The 10,047-nt window shown below is 27.1% G+C and carries 11 protein-coding genes; 6 read left to right on the top strand and 5 right to left on the bottom strand.

Annotation, left to right across the window (positions count from 1 at the left end; genetic code table 11):
* Positions 1-180 precede the first annotated feature (180 nt).
* From pepT to gltS, 3 genes are all read right to left on the bottom strand, one after another.
* Complete coding sequence (gene pepT, locus EJJ37_RS16915; RefSeq protein ID WP_133016668.1) at positions 181-1,395, bottom strand: peptidase T; 1,215 nt, start codon at positions 1,393-1,395, stop codon at positions 181-183.
* Between the two features lie 31 nt (positions 1,396-1,426).
* The gene (gene pepV / locus EJJ37_RS16910) at positions 1,427-2,830 is read right to left on the bottom strand and encodes a dipeptidase PepV (protein ID WP_133016667.1); all 1,404 of its coding nucleotides are present in this window, start codon (positions 2,828-2,830) and stop codon (positions 1,427-1,429) included.
* A gap of 161 nt (positions 2,831-2,991) precedes the next feature.
* Positions 2,992-4,188: a sodium/glutamate symporter gene (gltS, locus tag EJJ37_RS16905; RefSeq protein ID WP_133016666.1), complete on the bottom strand. Its 1,197-nt coding sequence runs from the start codon at positions 4,186-4,188 to the stop codon at positions 2,992-2,994.
* A gap of 178 nt (positions 4,189-4,366) precedes the next feature.
* Between gltS and EJJ37_RS20425 the strand changes: the two genes are divergently transcribed.
* The 6 genes from EJJ37_RS20425 (at position 4,367) to EJJ37_RS16880 (ending at position 8,197) form a co-directional block, all read left to right on the top strand.
* Positions 4,367-4,519, top strand: a complete 153-nt coding sequence (locus tag EJJ37_RS20425) for a hypothetical protein (RefSeq protein WP_166484818.1) — start codon at positions 4,367-4,369, stop codon at positions 4,517-4,519.
* A gap of 78 nt (positions 4,520-4,597) precedes the next feature.
* Complete coding sequence (locus tag EJJ37_RS16900; RefSeq protein ID WP_133016665.1) at positions 4,598-4,873, top strand: spore coat associated protein CotJA; 276 nt, start codon at positions 4,598-4,600, stop codon at positions 4,871-4,873.
* Positions 4,870-5,133, top strand: coding sequence for a spore coat protein CotJB (locus EJJ37_RS16895; RefSeq protein ID WP_133016664.1), 264 nt, complete (start codon positions 4,870-4,872; stop codon positions 5,131-5,133). The genes EJJ37_RS16900 and EJJ37_RS16895 overlap by 4 nt, the downstream gene beginning before the upstream one ends.
* 3 nt (positions 5,134-5,136) lie before the next feature.
* The gene (locus EJJ37_RS16890; RefSeq protein ID WP_133016663.1) at positions 5,137-5,715 is read left to right on the top strand and encodes a manganese catalase family protein; all 579 of its coding nucleotides are present in this window, start codon (positions 5,137-5,139) and stop codon (positions 5,713-5,715) included.
* A 198-nt stretch (positions 5,716-5,913) separates the two neighbouring features.
* Positions 5,914-6,624, top strand: a complete 711-nt coding sequence (locus EJJ37_RS16885; protein ID WP_133016662.1) for an ABC transporter ATP-binding protein — start codon at positions 5,914-5,916, stop codon at positions 6,622-6,624.
* A complete protein-coding gene (locus EJJ37_RS16880) occupies positions 6,617-8,197 on the top strand; it encodes a hypothetical protein (protein WP_133016661.1) in 1,581 nt (526 codons plus the stop codon). The genes EJJ37_RS16885 and EJJ37_RS16880 overlap by 8 nt, the downstream gene beginning before the upstream one ends.
* A gap of 81 nt (positions 8,198-8,278) precedes the next feature.
* On the opposite strand, the gene EJJ37_RS16875 is transcribed toward EJJ37_RS16880, so the two are convergent.
* Complete coding sequence (locus EJJ37_RS16875; RefSeq protein WP_133016660.1) at positions 8,279-9,064, bottom strand: HAD family hydrolase; 786 nt, start codon at positions 9,062-9,064, stop codon at positions 8,279-8,281.
* A 20-nt stretch (positions 9,065-9,084) separates the two neighbouring features.
* Positions 9,085-9,849, bottom strand: a complete 765-nt coding sequence (locus EJJ37_RS16870) for a DeoR/GlpR family DNA-binding transcription regulator (protein ID WP_133016659.1) — start codon at positions 9,847-9,849, stop codon at positions 9,085-9,087.
* Positions 9,850-10,047 lie beyond the last annotated feature (198 nt).

Below are 10,047 nucleotides of genomic sequence, written 5' to 3'. Positions count from 1 at the left end.
CCTCCTTTTGTCTATTAAATTTGGCTGCGAACCTTTTTTAATTATTGACAAAAGGAGTTTTTTTATATACTCACCGCTTAAGCTACTCTGAACATACCTGCACAGCAGGTAGTATTCATTTATACAAAAATAAGCAGAGTAATTACTTACTCTGCTAAAATTCATACCTTATCTGCTAATTTATTCAGCATATTTCTTTAATATTTCAATTATTATATTTGTAGCAATTTCCATTCCTTCTACAGTAATATGCTCATATTCTCCATGGAATGCATATCCACCTGTTCCTAAGTTAGGACAAGGTAATCCCATATAACTTAAAGTAGCTCCATCAGTACCACCTCTGATTGGTTCAATTACAGGTGTAACATTTAAAATCTCCATTGCAGCTTTGGCATTATCAATTAAATGCATGCAAGGTTTAACATGTTCAGCCATATTCTTGTATTGATCTGTAATTGTTAATTTTACTGTGCCTTCTCCATACTTTTCATTTAATAATTTTTCAATTAATCGTAATGTAGATTTCTTAGAATCAAGCTTACATGCATCATGATCTCTTAATATATATGATAATACAGCATTATCAGTATTTCCTTTAAAGCTTTCTAAATAATAAAAACCTTCATATCCTTCAGTATGTTCTGGTTTTTCACCTTGAGGTAACATTCTATCAAATTCAATTCCTACATTTGTTGCATTAATCATCGTATCTTTTGCAGAACCTGGATGAACAGAAACACCATGAATTTCAACTGTTGCTGCGGAAGCATTGAAGTTTTCATAGGAAATTTCTCCTTCTACTCCACCATCCATTGTATATGCAAATTCTGCACCAAAGTTTTTAACATCAAACTTACTAGCACCTCTACCAATTTCCTCATCTGGTGTAAATCCTATACATATCTTACCATGAGGTATATTTTCATTTATTATTCTTTCACAAGCTGTCATTATTTCAGCAATACCAGCCTTATCATCAGCTCCTAAAAGAGTTGTTCCATCTGTTGTAATTAAAGTTCTTCCTTTTAAATTCTTTAAATGTGGGAATTTTTCTACTGAAAGAACTGTTCCATTTAATAATGTTAAATCCTCACCATTATAATTTTCTACTATTTGAGGATTAACATTTTCTCCTGGTGCTGCTGGTGCCGTATCCATATGTGCAATAAATCCAATGCTAGACTTATCTTCATATCCCTTAGTTGCTGGAATAACTCCATAAACATAACAGTTTTCATCTAACTTAACATCTTGAATACCAATTTCCTTCATTTCTTCAACTAATATATTAGCTAAATCGAATTGTCTTTTAGTTGATGGTGTAGTTTCTGATTTGGGATCAGATGTTGTATATACTTTTGCGTATTTTATTAATCTTTCATATGCTTGCATATTTTTAGCTCCTTTTATATAAACTATTTTTTTATTTACAAAGTTCTATTATTGCTTGGGTAAATATTTTTGCACTAAGGATAAGCTCATCTATAACTGCAAATTCATTATTACCATGCATATTATTATCAGTACCTGGCATTGTACAACCAAATGCAACACCATTTTTTAAATGATGTACATAAGTTCCACCACCAATAGCAATACATTCTCCTTTTTTACCACTATACATCTCATAACATCTTAATAAAGTCTGAACAAAATCTGAATTTTCATCAACATGATGACCTTCAAATACATTACATGGTTCTAATACTATTCCTACCTTATCTAAATTTTTTAAAATAACATCTCTTAAGTTTTCATCATTTGCACAAAGTGGTGCTCTACAATCAAATGTACCTTTTAATCCAGTAGTATTATATTCAAAAATAGTAAATGATAAAGTTAATTCTCCAGAAACTTCATCACTCATTTTAACACCAATAGCATCTCCTTTATAATCTCCATGTGGGAATAACTTGCTTATAGCACATATTCTTTTAAATCCTTCTGATTCTGCAAAGTCCATAGATGACAATAATTCTAATATAGCTGTTAATGCATTATTAGCACTTTCTGGATAAGCGGCATGACCACCAATTCCTCTAGCATTTATAATACATTTATTATTTTCTTCATTGACAGTAAATTTTACTCCAGATTTATTTGTAACATTTTCAATATACTTTTCTATTTCTTTTTTATTAAAGCCTTCTATAACTGCTTCTGCTTTATCTGGAATAACATTAACCTTAACACCTGAATTTATAGATAGAACTCTTGGTATTGCATTATCTTCATTAAATTCGGCTTTAAAGTTACCCTTTAATCCACCTTTTTCCACATTTATAACCGGAAAATCTGCATCTGGTGAAAAAGTCATAGGTGCTTCTTTTTCTATCTTGTAATAATGCTCAATATCAGCACTTCCACATTCCTCATCTGTTCCTAATATAAGTCTAACATTTTTACTTAATGGAATATTTAAATCCTTTACTGCTTTTAATGCATATAAAGCAACTATAGCTGGCCCTTTATCATCTGCAGCTCCCCTTCCATATAATTTACCATCTTTAATTATTGGATTATATGGTTCAGTCACTGTCCATTCATCACCTGCTGGAACTACATCTAAATGAGCAAGTATATCTAAAGCTTTTTCTTTATCATTAAAATCAACTGTTCCTACATAATTATCATAGTTATTAGTTTCAAACCCCATATTGCTGGCAATATTTAAAGCCTCCTCTAAAGCCTTAACTACCCCTTCACCAAAAGGCATTCCTTCCTTTGCTTCTTGTCTATCACTTTTTATTCTTATCATTTTACATATATCATTTAACATAGCATCTTTATTTTTACTAAAATACTCATCAATTAATGCTTTATACATTTTAAAACACCTACCTTTTCTTAAAGTTATATTAGGTACTATTATATCCTATTTTGTCCAATTTATAAACTATTAAGCAATATTCACTATTTATTTGAAAGAAAAAAGCATAGTGATAATAATTATTTAACACTATACTTTTTTCTCTTAATTTATAATGATTATCTTAATATGTTTATAAATAAAGTAATAACAGCAGAATTAACAAAGTCTACAAAAAGTGCTCCTACAATAGGAACTACAAAATATGGTATTGGTGCAAACCCAAATTTAGCTGAAAGTGCATCCATATTTGCAACTGCATTTGGAGTAGCACCCATTCCAAATCCACAACTTGCAGATGCAAAAACTGAAGCATCATAATCTTTTCCCATAACTCTAAAAGTAATAAAATATGCAAATATAGCCATAAGTACTGATTGAGCAAGTAGCATAACAACAAGTGGTAACGCTAAATCAAATAACTCCCAAAGCTTTAATCCCATTAAAGCTATACATAAGAAGTAACTTAAGCTAATGTTTCCTATTACTTCTATTTCTTTTTCCTCAATTTCTAGCTTTCTTATATCACAAACATTCCTTATAATAGCAGCTGCAATCATAGCTCCTATATATGATGGAAATGTTAGTCCTGTATCCTGAATAAACTTAGATATAATTGAGCCTAATCCCATTGCAAAAAAAAGATAAGCTGAACCATTCATAAGCTTATGATGACAAAGTACTGCTTGATTATCTTCATGAAAATCACTAAGTGGAATAGAGTGATCTTTTGATTCCTTAGGTGTTTTAAGCTTATAATTTTCTATTAAGTTTTTAGCTACAAACCCACCTATAAAACTTCCCATAACTAATCCAAATGTTGCTGATGCAAAAGAAACTGTTGTAGCACCATTAACTCCTAGCTCTTCTAAAAGTGGTCCAAAAGAACCAGCTGTTCCATGTCCTCCAACCATAGAAATTGAACCTGTACATAATCCTAATAAAGGATTCAAATTAAATACCTTTGCTAATATAGCTCCAACTATATCCTGTGAAATAACTAAAAGTACAGCTATACCTAAAAACATAGCTACCTTTATTCCACCATTTTTTAATATTTTGAAACTTGCAGTGAAACCTACGCTAGCAAAAAATGTAGTCATAAATAAATTTTGTAAAGTTGTATCTATTACTATAGTTGCTAAATTAGTTACCTTTAAAAATAACATAACTAAGGCAAATAAAAGTCCACCAACTACAGGTGCTGGTATACAATACTTAGATAAAAATCTCACTTTTTTTCTAAGATATGTTCCTAAATAAAATACAACAGTTACTAAAGCCATGGTTTGGAAAATATCTAATTTTACCTCCATCTTATATCCTCTCTTTTATTTATTTTCCTTTATATACTATATAAGTGTATTTTAACACAATTTTATACATTTTTTTCTTTTTTATAAAAAATATAATTTTTGTATTTGATAAATTTAACATGTTGTTTCATAATAGGTATTAAATTAAAAATATTTATTATAAGGAGATGAAAATTCTATGTTCTCAAATAAAAATAATAATACTAATTTAGTATGCCCCGTTTGTGGTGAAGAAATGAATGAATATAAATATGGATATGATAATAATGTTCATGGGAAAATTTATTTTAAATGTGACCATTGTGGTCATAAAGAAAGTAAAATTTTATAAAATATAATTTTTTATCACTTTTTTTCAATTTTCTACATAAAGTATTATATAGAGAATTTAACGAAGGGATATACTATTATGTACTATAAAAGAATCGATGACTGTATAGACTGCAATGATTGCATAAACGATCCATCTGAATTATCATGTAACATTGCTTGCTCTAACACTAAAAAGAACTGTTATGAATCTTATAAAGTTTTTGATCCTCAAACTTATGCAAAAGCATGTATTGCTCTACAACCTTATCAAAATTTATTTGATATAAATTCTGCATTCTATGCAGGAACAATATTTAAGGATATATATAGTCCTTATTGTGCTATTAAGTATTCTGAGGAGGCAAAAAAATGAATCAACATGAGTGTTTAGATGCAATTAGAAAATTACAATTTTTTGCTATAGATTTAAACTTATATTTAGATAATTTTCCTAACTGCAAAGATGCAATAGACGACTATAAATTAATTTCTTCCAAACTAAGAAAGTTAATTTGGGACTATGAACAATCATATGGCCCATTAAGTAATTTTGGTTCAGCTTATATTCAAAACCCTGATGCCTGGATTGATACTCCTTGGCCTTGGGAAAATTCAAGTAACAGGGAGGATTAATTTATGTGGTATTATGTTAAAACTTTAGAGTATCCTATTAATTTAAAATCTTGTGATTTAAATATGGCAAAACTAATAATAACACAATACGGAGGTCCTGATGGGGAATTAGGAGCTGCTCTTAGATATTTAAATCAAAGATATACAATGCCAACAAACAAATCAAAGGGATTACTAACAGATATAGGAACTGAAGAAATGGGACACGTTGAAATGCTTGGAACAATGGTTTATCAATTAATGGAAAATGCATCTATTGAACAAATAAAAGCTGCTGGATTAGCTGGACACTATGCTGATCATGGTAAAGCATTATTTTATACAGATGCAACAGGTAATCCATGGACCTCAACTTATATCCAAGCAAAAGGCGATGTCATTGCTGATATACATGAGGATATGGCTGCTGAACAAAAAGCTAGAGCAACTTATGAATGGTTAATGAACTTAACAGATGATGCAGAAATTAAAAAGATTTTAGGTTTCTTGAGAGAAAGAGAAGTTGTTCACTATCAAAGATTTGGTGAAGCTTTAATGGATATACAAGACAACGCAAAACCTAGTAAATTTGATTGTAAATAGATATACAATTCTTTAATATAAAATAAATCCACAATTTATACTTTTATGTATGTTGTGGATTTATTTATTTGTAAATATTTATAATTTAATCTCTAAACAATCCATGTTATTATTTATATATAATTTCATTTTATTACATTTTTTTCTGTAAAATAATATAATTTCCACTATATAAACTTATAAACATTGGAGGAACCTATGAAACTTAAACTTAATAACATTACTAAAAATTTTGATAACAAAAAAATACTAAATAGCATAGATTTTACTTTTGAAAAAGGCAAAATCTATGGACTTCTTGGTAGGAACGGTGCTGGTAAAACTACTTTATTTAACTGTATAAGCGAAGAGCTTTCTTTAGATTCTGGAAATATATCACTTATCAATACTGAAGGTTTAGAAGAAAATATAGATTCATCTAATATCGGTTATGTTTACTCTGATCCTGTACTTCCTGACTTCTTAACAGGTTACGAATTTATTAAATTTTATATAGATATTCATAAGGATAAAATAAAGAATTTGCTTACAGTTGAAGAGTATTTAGACTTTATAAAAATTGAAGAAGATGATAGACATAAATTAATTAAATCATATTCATTTGGTATGAAAAATAAAATACAAATGCTTTGTTACTTAATTACTAAGCCAAATATTATACTATTAGACGAGCCACTTACTTCTTTTGATGTTGTCGTTGCTTTAGAAATAAAAAATTTACTTAAAGAAATAAAAAAAGATCATATATTAATATTTTCAACTCACATACTTCAATTAGCTATAGATTTATGTGATGAGCTTGTAATCTTAAAAGATGGAAAACTTTCTTTAATTGATAACAACATCTTAAAAAGCGATAATTTTGAAAATGAAATTATGGATATTTTAAAGGAGGACATCCATGTTTAAAGTATTTTTTAAAACATACGAAATTTCTCTTGCTCAAAAAATTAATATGTTGATTTATTATACAAAAAAAATTCCGATTTTAGGCAAAAAAATACCTAATACTATTTATAATACTGGAGAGCTTAAGTTTGTACTTAGTATCATAATTAGAATTTTTAGCTTTTTATTTGGATTTGCTAAGAAATTTTTATATATTTTTATAATGATTATGATTCCAGCTATGTTTATAGCTGAAAAAACAGATATTAATGTTTCATCCATTAATTTTCATATATTTTTCTTTTTAAGCTTTGTAATTGGAGCATTATTAAATAATCAATTTACAGCTAATATTCTTACTGATTTTTATATGATTAATTTAATGAGAGTAAATCCAAAAAAATATTATTTAAGTGAAATATTATTTTCATACTTTGAATATTTAATATATTTTATATTTCCTATTATGCTATTAAATTGTACATTTATTGAATCACTAATAATTACTTTAGAATTTATTGCATTTAGAAGTATTGCTCAAGCTTTATATATATTATTTTATAACTATTTTAACTTTCAACTATCAAATAAATGGTACTTTATTCTTCCTGTTATTCTAATTTCATTAGTTACTGCATATGGAGGGCCATTTATAGGTTTTTTATTTGATTCAAAAAAACTATTACTTAATGTTCAATTTATAATTATTTTTTTTATTTTATCAATGATATCATTTTTTTATTTATTTAGTTATAAAAAATACTCTTTATTATCTAGAAATATTATTTCTAAAAATGATCTTAATACATTAAATACAGTTTCTTCTGAAGCACTGTTTATGGATGTAAAACTTAACGAAAAAAACTTATCCAAACTTGATTTAAAAAATGATAAGCATAAAGAAAAGCATGGACTTAATTATTTAAATGCTAAATTTATTGAAAGACATAAAAAAATAATAATTACTCCCATTCAACATAGAGTTATTATTATAGGTATCTTATCTATAGCAGCTTCAATATTATCTATAACAACACCTGAGTCTCATAAAACTTTATCTTCAATTATTTTAAGTTCAAGTGGATTCCTTGTTTTTATTTTATATTGTATCTCAATTGGTGAAAAGATAACTAAAGCATTTTTCTTTAATTGTGATAATAGTTTACTTAGATATAATTTTTATAGAGAAGCCAACATTATATTATCTAATTTTAAATCTAGATTAAAAATAACTATTATATTAAATTTAATTCCTGCAATATGTATTGGGTTTGGGCTATCATTAGTATTACTGCTTACAAATGGTGACATTGTAAGATTTGTTCCTATATTCATTAGTATAATAACATTATCTTGCTTTTTCTCTATACACTATTTATTTTTATACTATATTACTCAGCCATATACATCTCAATTAACTATTAAAAGCCCTATTTATAAAATAGCTTCATTTATAGTTTACATAGCTGCATATACTTGTCTTCAAGTAAATACACAGTCTATATGGTTTACTCTTACTGTAATATTAGTAACTATTATTTATGCTTTAATAGCATTAATTCTTGTTTATAAACTTGCTCCAAAAAAACTTTAAACTTAAATAATCTACAGAGCAAGTTATCATTTAAAAGGTATAAAAAGGACTAGCTAACTAGTCCTTTTTATATATTTATATTTACTTGTTTAACATTGCTTTTATAGCATGTACAACTCCACTATCATCATTACTCTTTGCTATAAACCTTGCCACTTTTTTTAAGTCATCATGGGCATTCTCCATAGCATAACTATGATAAGCACTACTCATCATCTCTAAATCATTTAAGTAATCACCAAATACCATAGTTTCTTCATGCTTTATATTTAATAACTCTTGAATTTCTTCTATTGCCACACCTTTATTTATACCTTTTGCAGTTATATCAAGCCAAATTTCACCTGATACTGCAATTTGAGCTTTATCTCTATAATCATCAAAATATTTATTACTATTATTTTCTGATCCTGAAAAATCACAAATTGTAACTTTTAATATATCATCTTCAATTTTAGTTAAATCTGATACTATTTCATATCTTGCATAGTATTTCTGTGTTTGCTCAATTAATCTGTCATCACAACTTTCTATATATGCAGATTTTTTTCCACAAAGTATTATATATGAATTTTTTATAGTTCGTCCTATTTTAATTAATTCCCTTGCAAGATTTATATCTAAAGAATTGACTATAAGTTCTTCTCCCTTATATACAACAAAAGTTCCATTTTCAGCTATAAACATCATTTTTTTCTCAATACCTTTAAACCTATCTAAAAGATTATAGTATTGTCTTCCACTTGCAGCTGCAAATATTATTTCTTTTTCTTGTATTTCATTAAATACTTCATAAAAACCATCTTGTATTTCATTATTAGAATTTAATAATGTTCCATCCATGTCTGTTGCTATTAATTTAATCATATCTTCTACTTCCTATCTTACTAAAATATTACTTGAACTTCTTTATTCTTTAGAATTTCCTTTATACTTTCTTCCGGTTCTTTTTCAGTCACTATATAATCTATCTCATCTAGTGTTGAAAACTTATAAGCACCATCTTTATATAATTTTTCATAATTTGCTACTATATATCTTCTCTTACTACATCTTAAAATCTCTCTTTTTACTACAGCCTCATCATAATTAAAATTACTAATAAAATTATCTTCTACATTAATTCCACCAGCTCCAATAAATGCCTTAGTAAACTTAAATTTCTTTATTTCTTCTACTGCTACACTTCCAACAGTTCCCCCTAATTTTTTATTATAATGTCCACCAATTAATATTACATCAATATTAGGAGTTCTATCAAATTCCATTGCAATTCTATTCATATTTGTTACCACTGTTAAATTTTTACTTGTATTGCTTAACATTGTAGCAATAGTATGATTAGTAGTTGAAATATCCAAAAATATAACATCATTATCCTCAATAATATCTAAAACTAATTCTCCTAAACGACATTTAGATTCTAAATCTACAAAAACCCTGGAATTTGTTTTTTCATAATAAGAAGATTCTCTCTCTAATATTGCTCCTCCATAAGTTCTCTTTATATTCCCCTCTTTTTCAAGTCTTTGTAAATCCTTACGAATCATACTTTCAGAAACATTAAATTTTTCACTTAAATCTTTTACTAATACTTTCTTCTCTCTTTTTATAATTTCTAATATTTCATTTAACCTTTCTTCCATAAACATAAATAAATATCCTCTTCCCCGTATTTTTTATTACCATTTTATTATCATTTATTATCATTTATTACTAATTATATATTATACCTTATAGTCTAACTTTTCAATACCCCATGATTTATTAATTTATTTTCCAGTAAAATATTACATATTCTATTTACTTTCCTATAATATGGTAATATAATTATACCTAGATATTCGATG

Origin of the sequence: Clostridium cuniculi (genome assembly GCF_004353185.1) — a bacterium.
Lineage (GTDB): Bacteria > Bacillota > Clostridia > Clostridiales > Clostridiaceae > Clostridium > Clostridium cuniculi.
The sequence above is the reverse complement of the archived record's forward strand: the minus strand, read 5'-3'. Positions and strand labels throughout refer to the sequence as shown.

What these genes read in the sequence shown, in the direction of transcription:
- EJJ37_RS16870 (WP_133016659.1), bottom strand. Translation starts at nt 9,849, where the DNA reads ATGTTTATGGAAGAAAGGTTAAATGAAATATTAGAAATTATAAAAAGA.
- EJJ37_RS16895 (WP_133016664.1), top strand. Translation starts at nt 4,870, where the DNA reads ATGAATCAACATGAGTGTTTAGATGCAATTAGAAAATTACAATTTTTT.
- EJJ37_RS16885 (WP_133016662.1), top strand. Translation starts at nt 5,914, where the DNA reads ATGAAACTTAAACTTAATAACATTACTAAAAATTTTGATAACAAAAAA.
- EJJ37_RS16880 (WP_133016661.1), top strand. Translation starts at nt 6,617, where the DNA reads ATGTTTAAAGTATTTTTTAAAACATACGAAATTTCTCTTGCTCAAAAA.
- pepV (WP_133016667.1), bottom strand. Translation starts at nt 2,830, where the DNA reads ATGTATAAAGCATTAATTGATGAGTATTTTAGTAAAAATAAAGATGCT.
- EJJ37_RS16890 (WP_133016663.1), top strand. Translation starts at nt 5,137, where the DNA reads ATGTGGTATTATGTTAAAACTTTAGAGTATCCTATTAATTTAAAATCT.
- EJJ37_RS16900 (WP_133016665.1), top strand. Translation starts at nt 4,598, where the DNA reads ATGTACTATAAAAGAATCGATGACTGTATAGACTGCAATGATTGCATA.
- pepT (WP_133016668.1), bottom strand. Translation starts at nt 1,395, where the DNA reads ATGCAAGCATATGAAAGATTAATAAAATACGCAAAAGTATATACAACA.
- EJJ37_RS20425 (WP_166484818.1), top strand. Translation starts at nt 4,367, where the DNA reads ATGTTCTCAAATAAAAATAATAATACTAATTTAGTATGCCCCGTTTGT.
- EJJ37_RS16875 (WP_133016660.1), bottom strand. Translation starts at nt 9,064, where the DNA reads ATGATTAAATTAATAGCAACAGACATGGATGGAACATTATTAAATTCT.
- gltS (WP_133016666.1), bottom strand. Translation starts at nt 4,188, where the DNA reads ATGGAGGTAAAATTAGATATTTTCCAAACCATGGCTTTAGTAACTGTT.